Origin of the sequence: Bradyrhizobium sp. CCGUVB14 (genome assembly GCF_024199935.1) — a bacterium.
Taxonomy (GTDB): Bacteria; Pseudomonadota; Alphaproteobacteria; order Rhizobiales; family Xanthobacteraceae; genus Bradyrhizobium.
The window spans coordinates 4214369-4229783 of the sequence record NZ_JANADS010000001.1 but is presented as its reverse complement, the minus strand read 5'-3'; the positions used below and the strand labels follow the sequence as shown (position 1 = coordinate 4229783).

Annotated in this window: 13 protein-coding genes; 5 read left to right on the top strand and 8 right to left on the bottom strand. The window is 63.4% G+C overall.

Translation table 11 applies throughout. The annotated features are described in order from the left end of the window. Positions 1 to 103: 103 nt before the first annotated feature. Positions 104 to 1474 (top strand): oligosaccharide flippase family protein, encoded by a 1371-nt coding sequence (locus tag NLM32_RS19460; RefSeq protein ID WP_254130524.1) that lies wholly within the window; start codon positions 104 to 106, stop codon positions 1472 to 1474. 47 nt (positions 1475 to 1521) lie between these two features. Here the strand turns inward: NLM32_RS19460 and NLM32_RS19455 are convergent, their stop codons facing one another. Together NLM32_RS19455 and NLM32_RS19450 are read right to left on the bottom strand one after the other, a co-directional pair. Then, complete coding sequence (locus NLM32_RS19455) at positions 1522 to 1983, bottom strand: DsrE family protein (protein ID WP_309144851.1); 462 nt, start codon at positions 1981 to 1983, stop codon at positions 1522 to 1524. Between the two features lie 305 nt (positions 1984 to 2288). Further along, positions 2289 to 2630: a hypothetical protein gene (locus tag NLM32_RS19450; RefSeq protein ID WP_254130522.1), complete on the bottom strand. Its 342-nt coding sequence runs from the start codon at positions 2628 to 2630 to the stop codon at positions 2289 to 2291. 105 nt (positions 2631 to 2735) lie between these two features. Between NLM32_RS19450 and NLM32_RS19445 the strand changes: the two genes are divergently transcribed. The 3 genes from NLM32_RS19445 (at position 2736) to NLM32_RS19435 (ending at position 5944) form a co-directional block, all read left to right on the top strand. Next, positions 2736 to 4268, top strand: coding sequence for a hypothetical protein (locus NLM32_RS19445; protein WP_254130521.1), 1533 nt, complete (start codon positions 2736 to 2738; stop codon positions 4266 to 4268). 48 nt (positions 4269 to 4316) lie between these two features. Then, positions 4317 to 5330, top strand: a complete 1014-nt coding sequence (locus tag NLM32_RS19440) for a TAXI family TRAP transporter solute-binding subunit (RefSeq protein WP_375143643.1) — start codon at positions 4317 to 4319, stop codon at positions 5328 to 5330. A gap of 110 nt (positions 5331 to 5440) precedes the next feature. After that, on the top strand, positions 5441 to 5944 hold the full coding sequence (locus NLM32_RS19435) for a type VI secretion system-associated protein TagO (protein WP_254130519.1): 504 nt from the start codon (positions 5441 to 5443) through the stop codon (positions 5942 to 5944). Positions 5945 to 6003: 59 nt separating this feature from the next. On the opposite strand, the gene NLM32_RS19430 is transcribed toward NLM32_RS19435, so the two are convergent. From NLM32_RS19430 to NLM32_RS19410, 5 genes are all read right to left on the bottom strand, one after another. Continuing rightward, positions 6004 to 7404 (bottom strand): HlyD family type I secretion periplasmic adaptor subunit, encoded by a 1401-nt coding sequence (locus NLM32_RS19430; RefSeq protein WP_256568272.1) that lies wholly within the window; start codon positions 7402 to 7404, stop codon positions 6004 to 6006. A 104-nt stretch (positions 7405 to 7508) separates the two neighbouring features. After that, positions 7509 to 9329 (bottom strand): type I secretion system permease/ATPase, encoded by a 1821-nt coding sequence (locus NLM32_RS19425; protein WP_254130518.1) that lies wholly within the window; start codon positions 9327 to 9329, stop codon positions 7509 to 7511. A 214-nt stretch (positions 9330 to 9543) separates the two neighbouring features. After that, positions 9544 to 10728, bottom strand: a complete 1185-nt coding sequence (locus NLM32_RS19420) for a calcium-binding protein (protein ID WP_254130517.1) — start codon at positions 10726 to 10728, stop codon at positions 9544 to 9546. Between the two features lie 511 nt (positions 10729 to 11239). Then, positions 11240 to 11671 carry a RidA family protein gene (locus tag NLM32_RS19415; protein WP_254130516.1) on the bottom strand — a complete coding sequence of 144 codons (432 nt, stop codon included), beginning with the start codon at positions 11669 to 11671 and terminating at the stop codon, positions 11240 to 11242. An 18-nt stretch (positions 11672 to 11689) separates the two neighbouring features. Beyond that, entirely contained in the window at positions 11690 to 12868 is a 1179-nt protein-coding gene (locus NLM32_RS19410; RefSeq protein ID WP_254130515.1) for an acyl-CoA dehydrogenase family protein, read from the bottom strand. A 353-nt stretch (positions 12869 to 13221) separates the two neighbouring features. On the opposite strand from NLM32_RS19410, the gene NLM32_RS19405 reads away from it, so the two are divergent. Continuing rightward, positions 13222 to 13728: a MarR family winged helix-turn-helix transcriptional regulator gene (locus NLM32_RS19405; RefSeq protein ID WP_254130514.1), complete on the top strand. Its 507-nt coding sequence runs from the start codon at positions 13222 to 13224 to the stop codon at positions 13726 to 13728. A 13-nt stretch (positions 13729 to 13741) separates the two neighbouring features. Here NLM32_RS19405 and NLM32_RS19400 read toward each other — a convergent pair whose 3' ends face one another. Beyond that, positions 13742 to 15406, bottom strand: a complete 1665-nt coding sequence (locus NLM32_RS19400; protein WP_254130513.1) for an ATP-dependent acyl-CoA ligase — start codon at positions 15404 to 15406, stop codon at positions 13742 to 13744. Between the last annotated feature and the right edge of the window lie 9 nt (positions 15407 to 15415).

Here is a 15415-nt window from a genome sequence, read left to right as displayed (position 1 = left end):
GTCGTTTTTAGACCTGAATTTCAGAGCGTTCAGTAAGCCAGTACTGCAAGGACAGAAAATGGAAATGCATGATCGGAGCGCTGGCCACGCGCGGATCAGACGAGTGGTAATCGGAGGAGCTGCAGCATTCTCAGTCTATGTTGCCAGCGCCGGCGTAACCGCCAGCGCGCAACTCCTGATCGCCAGGATCGTCGGCGCCCACACTTACGGCGTCTACGCCTATGTCATCGCGTGGATAACCATCCTCGCATATTTTTGCGCGCTCGGTTTCGATATCGCACTTTTGCGCTTCGTGTCCGCGTATCAGACCATGGGGGCGAGCGGCCTTGCGCGAGGCGTCATCCAATACGCGGAGCGGCGTTCACTCGGCATAAGCCTTCTGGTCGCGCTCATCGGGGCATGCATTATCGAGATCTGGCCCAGGCCGTTCTCGACGGAGTTGACGAACACCTTTCTGGTCGGCTTCGTTCTCATTCCCCTTCTGGCGCTGTTATGGATACGCTGCTCGATCGTCCGCGCTTTCGGCGGCGTTGTTCCGGCACTGATACCCGACCGCGTGATGCGGGACGGATTGCTTGTGATCATTGTCGTCGTGGCCGGTCTTTTCCTCGGATCACGCATCCAGGCGCCGGGGATCATGATGGCAAGCGTCGCCGGCGCCGTCGTCGGGCTCGTGCTCGCCAGCCAAGCCGTTCGGAGATTGTGTCCGGACGCAATCAGGGCGGCGGAGCCTCAATACGCCCCCGCAACCTGGCGGCAGACTGCCATCCCGTTCATGATCATCGCCGGGGCCGAAGCCCTCCTCAACCGCGCCGGCGTGGTGCTGCTCGGATGGTTCGGAGAAACCAGGGAGGCCGGAATATACAGCCTGGTCTTCAATATCGCATTCCTGGTGGCATTGCCCCGCACTGCGATCAACACGCTGTTCGCACCGACCATTTCGAGCCTCTTCACAAAGAACGATCGCGCGACCTTGCAGGCACTCGTGACCAAGGCCGCTTTATGGACCCTCTGTACCTCGGTGGCCATCGCGCTCGGGCTGGCGATCGTGGCCGAGCCACTTCTGGCCTGGTTCGGCAGGGATTTTGTGGCCGGCGCATCCGCCCTGCGCATCCTGCTCCTGGGTCAGGTGGTCGCAGCCGCCTTCGGATCCCTACTGCTCCTCATGACGATGACCGAGCACGAATGGGGGGCTGCCGTCCTGCTGACCCTGAGTGCCGCCTTCAACATCCTCGCCAGCATCGCATTCATCTATTGGCTTGGATTGACCGGCGCTGCGATCGCGAGCTCAGCCGCGCTGATCATCTGGCACATCGCCATGGCCTTCTTCACCTTCCGGCATCTGCGGCTGCTGCCCGGGTTCCTTGGGCTATTCGCGTCGAACCGCAAGGAAGAGGCTCCGGCCAAGGACGAGGCTCCGGCGCGGCCGGATGTTCGCGTCAAGCCGGAGGTTCGCGTCAAAGCGTCCGTCTGAGATCTCATGCCTGCCGGCGCTCGGCGCCAGCGCGCATACCGCCCGTTTCAGGGGCGCAGGTAGCTCCAGCCCTGCTCCTGCAGTTCCATCAACCGAACCACGCCGGATTTGGTGACCTTCGCCTGCGAAATGAGAGGGATATCCTTCGCTTCAGTCTTCGCCATATTTTCCTTGGTGTTTCCGCATGCCGAGAACGCGACTTCGGGCATGGTCTCGCTCATGGACTTGATGCGTGCCTTCACCGGCGAGGTATCGTCTCGCAGCATGTGCAACCCTGGTCCGAACGCCACCAGTTCGACCTCGACCTTCTGGCCGATTTCGGAATAGTGCTGAACCGTGTTGCTGACGTTGTTCAACGCGAGGTTCATGATCGCCGGATCATTGACGTCGACCTGAACGACAAGCCGATGCGACTGCACACGCTTGTGACTGGCCATCATCTTGGCGTTGGCGTTGAGCCTTGGATTTACCGACGGAGATGAGGCTTGGCCTGCCTGGATCGCGTTCACCAGAAACGCGCCAGTGAAGGTCAGACTGGCGAAAACGATGACTGATCTGTTCATGCTGTCTTCCCCTGGTTTGTGCGGAACACGCGCAGCCTCGGCTGGTCCGTCCCAATCTGTTGCGCGAGGCTGCGCCGGTCAAGGAAAGCGCAGCGGCAGCGCAGACGATCTACTTTATTCCCGAAGCGACGCCCCGCTACCTCCTTGTGGCTACCTACCCTGCGACCTCGACAGGGGACCGACCAAGGCGATGTCATTGGTGTCGCTGTACGGCAAGGTGCCCAAAGCCAGTCTGAGCTGTTACGATGGGGTTACAGGCAATTGCGCACGAAACGACTGTCTCGCTGAGCGGGGGTCCCGGTTCTGTCCGGCAGGGCCGATCGCTCGGCGGCGCTCTTGCGCGAACAGCTGCGGCGACGACTTTCGTCCTGGCACTGCTTGTCGGGTTCGCACATGCCGGTTCGCGCGATGATATCGAGTTCGGCGTCCCGGCAGTTGAAGCCGAACGGATCAGGCAGCAGCAGGCGCTCGAACAGGAGCGTGATCGGGCCGACAGGCTCGCACGTGAGCTGACGAGTGTCCGGGCAGAGCTTAGCGCCGCCCAGCGCGACCGCGAGCACGCCCTTGGTGCCATTGAGCTGGGGATCCGACAAACCCACGCTCTCGAGCTCGAACGGGACAAGGTCAGTAATCTCACGCGAGACCTCTCATTCCTCAGGGCAGAGCTCGAAGCGGCCCGGATCGCAGCTTCAAGGGCGATGCAGATCCCCTCCCTGGATCCCAAGCAAGAGCCGGTCATCGAACCGCGAGCCGGGAAAGAGAGCACTGCGGCCGAACTTGCATCGCTCCGATCGGATCTCGACGTCGCGCGAAGCGCCACGACGGAGGCCTCAACGGCCCTCGCCTCGGAGGTTGCACGGACGCAAGCGCTCGAAGTCGAGCTGAAGCAGCAACACGACGGATCCGAGGCTGCCGTCACCGAACTGACTTCGCTCAGGGCCGCGCTCGAAACCGCACGGACCGCAGCTACCGACTCTTCCAAAGTCGCCGCCGCCGAGGCCACGCAGAAACAGGCCCTGGAGCAGGAGTTGAAGCTGCAACGCGACAGGGCTAATGCCGCCGCAAGCGAACTGGTCACCCTGCGGGCGGCGGCCAATACAGCTCGCGCCGAGACCTCTGACGTTGCGAAGGCGGCCGCGGCAAAGTCGGAGCGGGCTCTCGCCGCGGAAAACGAACTCGCGCAACAGCGAGATCGCGCAGACGCCGCCTCAAAGCAGCTCGGCTCCATCCAGGCCGAGTTGGATGCCGCGCGAGCCGCGTCCGTCAAGGCCAGTGCGGCCGAATCCGAGCAGAGGCAGGTGCTGGAACGCGAACTCGGGCAGCAGCGAGATAGGGCAGACACGCTAGCACGCGAAACGAAGTCGCTGACGAGCGAGCGCGACGACGCGCGTTTCGCCGCTCGGGAGGCCGCACTGGCCGCCGATGCTGCACTAGCCGCGAACAAGAAGGAGCTGCTCAAAGAGCGGGCCAAGAGTGAGGGTCTCCTCCGTGAACTAGCCTCCGCTCGGAAGGAGGTCGAGGAACGTTCGGCTGGCCTGGTCGTCGCCTATGCCGAGATCCTCAGAGTTACTGAACTCAGCGCGACGACGGCGAAGCAGAACGATGCGCTCGCTGCTGAACACGAGCGCGCCGACGCTCTCGCGCGAGAGCTTGCGTCAACCAAGATCAGGCTTGAGCAGGCGATTGGAAAACGGACTTCAACAAATGCGTCAGCAAGCCCGCCGCCGGCACAGACCGAAAAGGGGCGTGTGGCCGATTCCGCTCCCAACACCGAGGCAAGGGGCCGCTCGCTCGAGCAGGATTCACCCCGGACTGTCGCCTCCAACCCGCAACGCTCTCCTGAATCGGCCCGATCGACACCGCAGGCTCAGGCGGCGGATCGTATTCCCGCGGCGGATCCCAAGGTTGCCGCAGCGTCAGAGCGCTCCGTTCCGCTTCCGACGCCGGCGCCGTCCCGCACCCCTGCGGACGAACAGAAGCTGCTTGCACGGGCGAATGCGTTGCTGCGGCAGGCCGATATCAGCAGCGCCCGCCAGTTGCTCGAGCTGGCCCTTGCGCGCGGCAGCGCGCGGGCCGCCTTCATGCTCGCGGAGACCTATGATCCGCCGGTGCTGGAATCGTGGCGTGCCCGCGGAGTAACCGGCGACCCGGCGAAGGCGCGCGATCTGTATCAAAAGGCCAAGGCTGGCGGCATTGATGATGCGGAGGAGCGGATCAAGGCGCTGAAGTAGCGTCGGATCAATCTCGAATGGCTAGATGACGGAGACAGACCTATGGGCATGATCAGGCTCGCGTCCACGATTGCAGCGGCGCTGCTCGGCTTGCAGATGACGGCGAACGCCCAGTCTACGAAACAGCCACCCGCTCCGCCGGCAGCGGCAAAGAACGCCGACGTCATCGCAAAGGAGCGCATCAATGCCTGGACCGTCGGGCTTGCAGGCGGCCTCATCGAGGGTGCTCCGCTTCGGCTTGCGGCGGAGATCGCCCGAGTCGTCAACGAGGAAGACAAGCTCCACGTCATCCCGATCGTGACGACCGGCGCAACGGAGAACGTCAATTCGCTACTCTACCTGCGAGGCGTGGACGCGGCGATCATCAATACGGACGCCCTCGACGAGTACAAGGCCCAGGTCCCGTCGATTGACCGGCGCATCGTTTACATTCTCAATCTCTTCCCGGCCGAACTGCACGTCTTTGTGCGTCCCGAGATCAAGTCGCTCGATGATCTCAAGGGGAAGAAGGTCAATTTCAACACGCAAGGCACAGCGGCTGCCTATTCCGGTCCACTGATTTTCAGCCGGCTGGGGCTAAACGTCGAGAAGATGTTCATCCCCCATCAGGTCGCACTCCAGCAAATGAAGAGCGGAGAAATCGCGGCGGTCGTGTTCATCACGTCGAAGCCGATCGATGCCTTCCTGAAGGGGCGTTGGGAGCCCGGGTACAAATTCCTGCCTGTGGAGTACGATTCGCGGTTCGAGGACTACTACCTACCGTCTGCGATCAGCTCGGCGGACTATCCGAGCCTCGTGCCGCAGGGCGAACGCATCTCGACCATCGCGGTTCCGACCATTCTGGCGGGCTACAACTGGCCGAAACAATCCGATCGCTACGCGCGCATGGCCCGCTTCGTGGAGCAGTTGTTCGGCCGGCTCGACCGGCTGCAGTCACCCGGCTTCGATCCGAAATGGAAGGACGTGAGCCTCCGCGCGGGCGTTCCCAGCCTCGCCCGCTTCGGCCCCGCGCAGGAATGGCTCGATCGCTCGCCGGGCGCAACGGTTGGACTGTCGCGATGAGGCCCTTAAGTGCCGTAGCCTTGATGACACTCGCAAGTCTGAGCCCGCCGACCCTCGCACAGGCGGGCGATGCGACCGACCGGTTGAAGGAATGTGCCCGATACCAAGGAATGGAACGGCTGAAATGCGTCGACGATTTGCTGGGAGAGGCAGAGCCGACCACTTCGGCACTACCGCGAGCGCGGGACTGGATCATCAGCGAGACGACCTCCCCGGTGGACTACAAGCCGCAGATCTCGGCGCAGACGATGGGACGTCGAGCCGCGAAGGATGCGCCCTCCTCGATCGCGATCCGCTGTCGCGGTGGTCGGACCGAGCTGACAATACCCACCTCGCCATCCTGGAAGCAGCCTCCAGAGACCGAGGTGAAAGTCGTGCACCAGATCAACGACGAGCCAATCGTCGAAGAACGCTGGCGCACGACGGAGGGAGGAAGAAGTCTGACCTATCAGGGTGACGCCGTTCGCCTGTTCCGAGCGATGCCGGAGGGCGGCCGGCTTCTGATCAGGGTCTACGCGGGAAAGCCGCTCCCATACGAAAACACGTTTGACCTCGTCGGCCTGGATTCGGTCCGACGCAAGCTCGCGACCGCCTGCAATTGGCCGGCATCGTGAGCAGGCGCCCCATCTGATCAGAGATCGGCCCCCTCCCTCACACTCCAGCCTCCTGCGCGCTAGTTCTCCCGCATGCCGCGACGTATCGCGTCCGTCATCGGTTGCGTGAGATAGGCCAGCACGGTGCGCTCCCCGGTTGCGATGAGCACGTCGGCCATCATGCCGGGCTTGAGCTTTTCCCGGATCGCCTCGGGGAATTTGGCCACCTCTACCGAGACCTTGACCTCGTAGTACGGTTGATGCGTCGCTTCATCGCGAACGGCATCGGCCGCGATCGAGAGGACCTCTCCCACGGCAATCGGGGTGGAGCGAGCCTTGAACGAAGGAAGCCGGATCTCCGTGGGCAGACCGACCTGCACATGGTTGATGTCGAGGGACGACACCCTCGCCGAAACCACGAGCACGTCGTTGTCGGGAACGACCTCCATCAGAACGTCGCCCGCCTTGACCACCGCTCCCACCGTGTGCACTTTCAAATTCACGATGCGTCCGGCGCGCGGCGCACGCACCTCCATTCGAGCCAGAACATCATCGGCGACCCGCAGCTTCTCGCGCGCATCGGCAAGTTGCGCCCTCGTCTCGGTCAGCTTGCCGGTCGCCTCCTCCAGGACCTTCTGTCCGACCTGCTCGATCTGCAACCGCGACTCGTCGATCACGCGTCCATAGCGGGCGATATCGGCCTCGTACGCGCCGATCTTGCCATCGAGCTCGGACTTGCTGCGCTCGAGCGTTGCGACGCGTGCGAAAGCAACGATCCCCTGATCGGCGAGCGGCTTGAGCTTGGCATATTCCTGGCTCACGCTATCGTACTGCGCCCGTGTCGCCTTGCTTTGCGCATCGTTTCCCTGAATCTGCCGCTGCGCCTGCGCGATGCGCTCTTCAAGAATCGATATCTCGATCTTCCGCGCGGCACGGCGTTCGTCAAAGCGCCGCTTCTGGTCGCCCATCGCGCGTTGCGCGGCTGGGTCGGAAGCATTCTGGGTGAGGTCGGCGGGAAACGCGATCTTGTCCCTTCCCGCGGCTTCAGCCTGCAGGCGTGCCTCCTCGCCGATCGCCGAATAAACGGCCGAGCGCGCAATCTCCTGTTTCGCCCGTTCCTGGGTTGAATCGAGCCGCAACAAGACCTGCCCTTCCGCGACGTGAGCGTCGCCGGTCACCATCAGGCTCTGCACGATGCCGCCCTCGAGGTGCTGCACCGCCTTCTTGTCGCTCTCGACGACCACCGACCCCGTGGCCACCACCGCACCATCGATCGAGGCCAGCGCAGCCCAACCGCCGAATACGGCGAACGTGAAGAACACCACGGCGAAGCCTCGTCGCGCTGGGGCATGCCAGTCGCCGCCAGGCGTGCCGCCTTGATCTCGCCGCGCGTACCAATTCGAAAAGGTCGAGCGCGCTGCCCTCGCAAGGGGAACAAGCCGCCTTGCCTGTGATCGCAAGCTGGCGATGCCGCTGCGCATGACGTTGCCCCTTTGGGGCTTGTCACTTCCGTTCAAGCGCTTCAGGAGCTCCGTGAATTCAATATGAAGACTTCTCTCTTTCAGCGACAGCATGTTGTCGTCCATCATTGCCTCGTCGCGTGCGCGGGCCGCGCCGAATTCGTGAGGTAAACGTTGCGGGGGGCGCCGTCGGCGCGATGATGAGTTTCGGCCTGGTGGCGGCGATCGGCCGGCACTCGCGGTTCGCGATGCATCGGCGTGACGGCCTGCCCCAGCAGCGCAGGAAGAAGTTCGTCGCGTGTGCCGAACCGGCCAAGGCGACCCTCGTTCATGAAGACGATCTTGTCGACGAGGGCAAGCAGATTGGGGCGATGGTTGATGATCACGACGGTCACCCCCTGCTTCCGGAGCTCCTGGAGGGCATCGGCCAGCGCGCGGTCACCGTCTCCGTCCAGATTGGCATTCGGCTCGTCGAGCACGACCAGCACCGGCTTGCCGAACAGCGCACGCGCCAATCCGATACGCTGTCGCTGGCCGCCCGAAAGGCCCGCGCCATTGTCGCCAATGACGGTGTCATAGCCCTTCGGAAGCCGCTGGATCATGGCGTGCGCGGACGCCAGTTGTGCAGCCTCGACAACCGCTTCGTCTGTCGCATCATCACGGAACCGGGCGATATTGTCGCGAACGGTGCCGGCAAACAATTCGACGTCCTGCGGAAGATACCCGAGGCGCTGCCCGAGGAAATTGGCATCGAAATGCCTCGTGTCGTTGCCATCGATGCGCACGCAACCGCGAACGATGGGCCAGGCACCAACCAATGCTCGCGCCAGCGTCGATTTGCCGGAGCCGGACTGACCAACGACGGCAACAATTTCGCCGGGCGCCAGGCGGAACGACACATCTGCCACCGCAGGCATTTGCGATCCGGGTACGAGGACCGTCACGGCTTCGACCGAGACTTCACCGGCCAGCGCGGGCAGCCGGGTTGGCGGCCGCTCTGCGGCCCGGGTCCGGAGCGCGGCATCGAGCCGCGCATATGATGTCCGCGCGACAACGATGGCCTTCCACTGCGACACGGCGGCTTCCACCGGCGCGAGCGCGCGTCCCATGATGAGCGACGCCGCGAACAGAACGCCTCCCGAGATCTCCTGCTGGATCGCGAGATAGGCTCCCACGCCCATGATCGACACCTGAAGAGCCATCCGCAGGAATTTGGAAATCGCAAGGAGCGTGCCGCCGCGCTCACCCGCACGGGCGCCGTCGAGAAGTGCCTCGCCATGCGTCGAGCTCCAGGCGATGCGCACGGCAGGCCCCATGCCAAGCGCCCGGATGGCCTCGGCGTTGCGGAGCGAGGATGTCAATCGATCCAGCGCATGAAGATTTTTCGACGCGGCCGTAATGAGCGGCGCCTTGGTGGCGCGCTCGTTGAGGAAGGCCAACAAAAGGATGATGACCGCACCGATCAGGGCAACGAGGCCGATCAGGGGATGGAGCAGGAAGCATATTGCCAGGAAAATCGGCGTCCACGGTACGTCCATGAGCGACGTAATCACGCCCCCCGACAAGACTTCCCGCAGGGTGTCCACGTCGCGAAGCAGCTGGACATGATGCGAGCTGCCCGTGGCCAGGGAATGCCCGAGCGCTGTCTCGAAGACCTCTCCCGAGAGAAGCTGGTCGAACCTGAGCCCGATCTGCACGAGGATCCGGCTGCGAAAATGTTCGAGCGTCGCGTAGCTGACGAAGAGCGCGAGCGCGATCAGCGAGAGCAGCAGGAGGGTCATTCCGTTCCGGCTGGTCAACACGCGATCGTAGATCTGCATGGTGTAGAGCGGAGAGACGAACACCAGCAGGTTTATGAATATCGATAGTCCGCCGGCTGCGAGGAGGCCGGGACGTATCTGACGAAATCCCTCCGCGAGCGCGGAGCCCTTTGCCGAAGCGTACATATGCATATCCGGGCGGCCCTTGATCGGGCAGCGGCAAGCGGTTGAAATTTGCATGCGATCGAGCGCTGGCGCTCGCATTCCAACATTCCGCAGTGCGCAGAATGGCACCCCGACTCGCGACCTGTGCGGCCGCCAACGGTCCCCTAGGCTATTCTCATACGCGGGGCATTCGCGCCCCGCGTATGTCTTTGTTGAGTTAGGCGATCCTCTGAACTCAGAGGTGCCAGGAGTGATGGTCGGTGTGGTGGCCGATCAGATCGGTCAGATGATGAGGCCCGACATCCGTGGTGGTGTCCGTTGCGACGCTTGGCGTTGCGGTCGCGGTCGTCGTCGTCGTCGTCCCCACAGCTGCCGATGCGGTTACCGTTGAACTGGACGTCAGCTGCGAGAAATCGAGCCCATGATGATGATGGTGATGACCGGTGTCACTCGTCGTCGTTGTCGAGCCGCTGGACGAACTGCCGCTGGTCGAGCCCGTGGTCGTGCCACTGCCGGACGTGGTCCCGCTGCTCGTACCGGTGGTCGTGCCACCCGATGAGGTGGTCGTGCCACCTGTCGACCCGGTCCCGGTCGTCGTGGTTCCGCTCGAACTGCCGGTCGTGGTACCGGTGGTGCTTCCAGTGGTGCCTCCGACGGTCGTGCTCGTGCCGGTATTGTGCTGCAGGAAAACGCTCTGCAACGCGGACGAGCTCTCGAGTGCGGTGTCGCCATTTTGCGAGCCCCACGCATAGGCGTAATCGAAGGCCGGATTCGGCACGACCGCCGCCCAGTGAGCGAGCATCGTCTGTTCCTGCGCGGCCGTCGGCATCACGTAGTGGCCACCGCTGTCATCGGCCCAGTTGCCGCCACCGAAGGTCTGGAACACCGGGACGATATGATCCACCGAGATCCCCGCGGCCTCGGCGGCCGCCACGGCCTTGTCGATCATGGTGTAATCGACCGTGCTCATGTCCGACCGCACCGGGTACGGATCGATGCCGAACAGATCGATGTGGGTGTTGGCCGGATTGTAGGTGTTCGCGAAGGTCGGGTTCTCCGAAGATCCCATGTTCATCATGGTGATGAAGGTCTTCGCGCCGGGAAAGTTGGCGTGGATGTAATCGGACTCTGCCTTGAGGTTGGCCGCCGTCACCAGCGTATTGTACTGGCCCGTCGGATCCGGCTCATCCTTGAGGTAGAAGGCGTAGACCTTCGAGTTACCGATGTACGGCTTCAGCGCATCGATGAAGCTCTGGGTAACGCCGTCCCCTTGATCGAGGTAAACCATGCCCTTCACACCGGCCGGCAGTGCATTCAACTCGTCGACCGACGAAACGTCGGCCAGGTTGAAGCCTGCCGCAGCTGGCGTGTAGGTACCCTGTGCATTGATGTTGTTGCCTGCGGTATAGTGTAGCGTCAAATCGCTTCCCCTTTGTGGTGAGTGCCCCCAGCACCTCCAAGTCTGAGTGCAACCGGCCTCTCATTGCGGGTGAACGTATGTTTACGTTTGGGGCAGGAATTTCGGTTCGATTGGGCGGAACCAAGGGAATATTGTGCCGAAAACTTGGGCGTCCGATTAGACCGCAATCGGTCCAAACCATCATTTCCGGACGATTTCCCAATATTGCCAATGATCTGGGCGAGATGCTGATACGGGTGCGCCGCTGATCCGCACTTGCCCGATATTCACAACCTAATTGGAGCCGCTCCGATCACGCTCGCAAGCAATCATCGATTCGGCCACGCGAGATATCTACGATCATACCGTTGAGCCAAACGATGCCGGTAAGCGGTAACTGATGCCGCCGATACTATCATTGATTCGCACTACGAGCATCACGGGGCGGGAATCCCACGCGAATTGCTGCACTCCGGAGGACGCCCGGTTGGACGTCACAACGGCCAGGCGCTGCGCCTAACTCGCGCCGCCGTCAGCGCGGTACGACAGCCGTCGCTTCGATCTCGACGCGCGCAGACGTCTCGACGAGACGCACGACCTGCACGAGCGCCATACTCGGGTAGTGCACACCGATGACGTCGCGATAAGCCTTGCCGAGCGCTTTGAGACTGGACACGTAGTCGTCCATGTCCACGACATACCAGGTCAGGCGCACGAGATGTTCTGGTCTCGCACCGCCCTCCGCCAGGATCGCGACGATGTTTTCGAGCGCCTGCCGGACCTGCGCGACAAACCCGTCGGCAAAGCGGCCTGCAACGTCCCAGCCGACGACACCACCCGTCACGACAAGGCGTCCCTCGGCCATGATACCGTTGGAATAGCCCTTCGGCTGCGGCCAGCCGCTGGGCTGAAGCACTTGCAGACCGCTGGTCGCGCCGGCTTCCGGCTTTGTCGTCGTGCTCATGCGGAATCCTCAGCCCCCTCAGCGCGGCTTCAAGAGGTCGCGCGCGACAATCAATTTCTGAACCTCGGTTGCGCCCTCATAGATGCGTAGCGCGCGGATTTCGCGATAGAGGCTTTCGACGATCTCGCCCTTGCGCACACCGCGACCGCCGAACATCTGGACGGCCCGGTCGATGACGCGCTGCGCAGTCTCGGTGGCCGTCAGCTTCGCCATTGCAGCTTCGCGCGTCGTCGGCAGCTTCTGGACATCGCGGCGCCAGGCCGCGCGGTAGGTCAGGAGCGCGGCAGCGTCGGTGTCGGTCGCCATGTCGCCGAGCGCGGCCTGGGTCAGTTGCAGGTCCCCCAGCGTCGCGCCGAACATGTGCCGGCTCCGCGCATGCCACAGCGCTTCGTCGAGCGCGCGCCGGGCAAAGCCGAGCGCTGCGGCTGCGACCGATGCGCGGAAAATATCCAGCGTCTGCATCGCGAGCTTGAATCCGCCGCCCGGCGCGCCAAGGCGACGGCTCGCGGGGATCCGGCAATTGGTGAAGCGCAACGTCGCCAGCGGATGCGGCGCGATGACGTCGATGCGCTCGGCGATGCCGAAGCCGGGATCATCCGGAAAGACGACAAAGGCCGAAATGCCGCGGGCGCCCGGCGCCTCGCCGGTTCGCGCAAACAGCGTGTAGACGTCGGCAATACCGCCGTTGGAGATCCAGGTCTTCTCGCCGTCGATGACGTAGTCGTTGCCGTCGGCGCGCGCGGTGCAGGACATCGCTGCGACGTCCGATCCCGCCTCCCTCTCGGACAGTGCGAAGGCCGCGAGCCATTCGCCAGAGCGAACTTTCGGCAGCACGGCCTTGCGCAGCTCTGCAGAACCGCCGAGCGCAATCGCGCCTGAACCGAGCCCCTGCATGGCGAAGGCGAAATCGGCGAGGCCATCGGCGTAGGCGAGCGACTCGCGCGACAGGCAGATCGAACGGGAATCGATTGTCGTGGCATCGCCATCAGGAGCCGCGACCGCGCAATCGAGCAACCCCGCCTCGCCCATCGCCCGCACGAGCCGGCGGCAGGCGCCATCGACGTCGCTGTGATCGATCTTGTCGAGGGCCCCCGACTGCACGAAGCGGTCGAGCGCATCGCCAATCGCATGATGACGCGGCTCGAAAAACGGCCAGTCAAGCCATTCACGCCGGATCACCTTTGCCACGGAGCTCATCTGATCCCTCCTGCGCTATCTGCGCGGCCGTCCGGGCCGCCGCCGATACGAACTCTGCGCATGATCCCCTGGCTTTCGCCGGGCACGCCATGCGCCGAACCTTCGCTCAATTATTTTAAGCATAAAATATTTCGTTGGCGCGCGCCTTGTCAAGGCGGCTTCTGCAAAGACCTCGACGGCGGCTTTGGCTCCCCGGCATCGATCTTGAGATACAGTGCAAATTGGATACGGAGCTGCACCAATTCCGGGACGCCCGGGCTCAGCCTTGAATTTACTTTTGGCACGAACTATCTTGCCATCGACCATGAGAGCTGCGTCAGCTTTCAACAGGCTACGAAGCCCGGGAGATTCGATTGGCACTCGCGAAAGAGTCCGCGCCTGTATCAGCCAGGAATGGGGTGGATCAGGAGGCCGAGTACAGGGCTCAAACGCGGGTTTGGCTCCGGCTGCTCGCCTGCACGACCCTGATCGAGGGGGAGCTGCGGCGCCGGTTTCGCGATGAGTTCGATTTCACGATGCCCCGCTTCGATGTTCTGGCTCAGCTCGACCGCGAACCGAGCGGGCTTGTGCTGGGAGAGCTGCCCAAGCGCCTGATGGTCTCGGCCGGGAACCTCACACCGATCGTGGACCGTCTGGTCGCGGACGGATACATCACCCGCACACCGTCGAACCTCGACCGCCGCGTGCAGATTGTCTGCATGACGGTCGAAGGCCGCAAGACCTTCAGGCGAATGGCCAAGAGCCACGGCGCATGGCTTGCCGAGTTGCTGGCGGATTTCCCCGCGGATCGGTACGACGGCTTGATCGGCGAGCTCGACGAGCTCAAGGGCGCTGTCAGGGACGCTCTGCAAAAACCCTGAGCGGACGCAACTGTCAGCGTCGCACCTTCACTCCGGCCGCCTCGCGATCCCAAATATCCGCAGTGACGCCCGCCTCACGCAGCACGCCCTTCTTGATCTTGCCGTTCTCCGTCAGCGGCATCTGGCTCAAAATGCGCACGTAGCGCGGGATGGCGAAATAGGCGATCTGTCCTTCGCAATGCCTGACGATGTCGACAGGCTCCAGCGATTGTCCCGGTTCCAGCAGGATCGCCGCTGCAACCTCGTCCTCTCCCAGTTCAGACGGCAGCGGGTAGATCGCGCAAGCGGCGACCGCGGGATGGGACTGGATGGTCTGCTCGACCTCCCAGGAGGATACGTTCTCGCCACGCCTGCGGATCGAATCCTTCATGCGGTCGATGAAGCGATAGTGTCCGTCGGGATCCCGAACCACACGATCGCCCGAGTGAAACCACAGATTTCGCCAGGCCTCGACCGTCTTCTCCGGCATGCCAAAATAGCCGGTGGCAAAAGCAAACGGTTCACTCGCGCGAAGCACTAGCTCGCCGGCCTCTCCATCAGGAAGACCTGAATCATTCTCGTCGACGATCCGCGCTTCGATGCCTTCGGCAAGGTAACCCATCGTGCCCGGACGATCCGACGGAATCGTGCCGGCGAACACGAAGTTCGTTTCGGTCGACCCGTAGCCGTCGACCAGCGGTACGCCAAAGCGTTCGCGGAACGGAGCGTGGATCTGCGGCGGCACTCCGCCGCCGAGCGCAACGCGAAGACAATGCGTCGAATCGTTCGCCGTCTTCGGCTGCGCCAGCAGCATCGACGCCATCGCGCCGAGCAGATAGCCGACCGTCGCATTGTGCCGTTGCGCGGCGGCCCAAAAGCCGGAGGCGGAGAATTTCGGCTCCAACACGTAAGTGCATCCGTTCAGGAGCGCCTGATAGAACGCATTCAGCGCATTGGTGTGGAACAGGGGCAGCGTCGTGAACAGCACATCGCCCTCGCGGATGCCGAGCGCACGCGCCGAATAGATGCCCCACCAGAACAATTGCGCCTGCGGACAACACACACCCTTTGCAGGCCCGGTGGTCCCCGATGTGTAGAGGATCGCAACGGTGTCGCCAGGGCGGACAGCGCCCGCCGCGACTGCGGCTCCGAGAGCTGGCAACGGTAACGCGGACAGCCTGGCATCGATTGGCTCATCGGCAGCTCCGATGATCCAGGTCCGCGGCGGCAGATCGACCCCCGCCTCCACGCTGTCGATCGCGCCCGCGAACTGAGCCTCGACGACAAGCAGCGCGGGACGCGAGTTGCGGAAGATGTGGGAGAGCTGGACACCGCGCAACGCGGTATTGATCGGGACCGCGATGGCCCCGAGCCACGCGCAGCCGAGATAGACCTGCAGGAACTCCGGACGGTTCGAGCACATCAGCGCGACCCGATCGCCCGGGTTGATGCCGGCATCGACGAGTGCCCGGGCCGACGCGGCCGCGATCGCCGCGGTCTGCGCAAAGGTCCAGCGCGTCTCACCCGCGACCAGCAGGACGCGCTCACCATGGCGTTCCGCCTGCCGCGTGAGGATAGTGGACAGAATCCGGTCCGACGGCGGAAACGACGTCACCGCACGCATCGGGGCCAGTGTCACGTTCTCCCGGCCAACCGCCCCGTTGGTGTTCGCCGGTGCCCCGTGCTCCGTCACCATCATGCTCCCGCC